The sequence below is a fragment of the Actinomadura sp. BRA 177 genome (genome assembly GCF_013372625.1).
Classification (GTDB): Bacteria; Actinomycetota; Actinomycetes; order Streptosporangiales; family Streptosporangiaceae; genus Spirillospora.
The window spans coordinates 1-848 of the sequence record NZ_JABXFD010000673.1; the positions used below are offsets into that span (position 1 = coordinate 1).

Consider the following 848-nt stretch of genomic DNA (forward strand, 5'->3'; position numbering starts at 1 on the left):
CGTCCGGATGGAGGAGTTCGACATCGTCTACCCGGCCTGCGTGGCGATGTTCACCGAGGAGGTCGGGGTGTCGCCCAACGCCGGCGACGGCGGGGTGCTCTACCGCGCCCGCGTCGCCGAGCTGATCCGCGACGGCCGCGCGTTCGCCCGCATCGAGGACGGCCGCGTCATGTTCAAGGCGGAGATCGGCGCCGTCACCCCGCGCGCCTGCCAGGTGCAGGGCGTGTGGGTGCCGCCCGAGCTGCGCGGCCGGGGCCTGTCGGAGACCGGGATGTCCGCGGTGGTGCGGGAGTCGCTGCGCAGCGTCGCGCCGACCGTCTCGCTGTACGTCAACGACTACAACACGCGGGCGCGCGCCGCCTACCGCCGAGTGGGATTCGGTGAGCTCGGTTCTTTCATGTCGATCCTCTTCTGACCTGCCGTCCGGCTTGTCGCTGCGTGCCTGATCTGCCCCGGTACCTGATTTGATCTTGCGCGGCGGGTACCATCCCGCCGTGGAGTTCGCCGGGGCATTGCGGCAGGCCGTCCAGGCGAGCGGGCTGACCCTGGAACGGATCCGCCACCGGCTCGGGCGGCGCGGCCTGACCGTCAGCGTGGCCACGCTGAGCTACTGGCAGCGCGGCCGCAGCCGGCCCCGCTCGCGCACCGTGGTCGTCGCACTGGAGGAGATCCTCCAGGTGCCGCAGGGCACCCTCACCGACCTGCTGGACGACCCCGCGCCCACCGCCGCGCCCGCGCGGGCGCGGCGGTGGGCGCGGGGTCGGCCAGCCGGTCGGTGAGGGTGCCCCTGTCCCCTATACAACACTGCCGCTGCCGACGAAGACGATCAGGACACTAACCACTGACAC

2 protein-coding genes are annotated in these 848 nt (G+C 72.2%); both read left to right on the forward strand.

All coding sequences use genetic code 11. From position 1 onward, the window contains the following. Nucleotides 1-415: GNAT family N-acetyltransferase (locus tag HUX53_RS37495; RefSeq protein ID WP_176408021.1), on the forward strand; the 415-nt coding region annotated here is incomplete at its 5' end. A 79-nt stretch (nucleotides 416-494) separates the two neighbouring features. After that, nucleotides 495-779, forward strand: coding sequence for a helix-turn-helix domain-containing protein (locus HUX53_RS37500; RefSeq protein ID WP_176408022.1), 285 nt, complete (start codon nucleotides 495-497; stop codon nucleotides 777-779). Nucleotides 780-848: the final 69 nt, after the last annotated feature.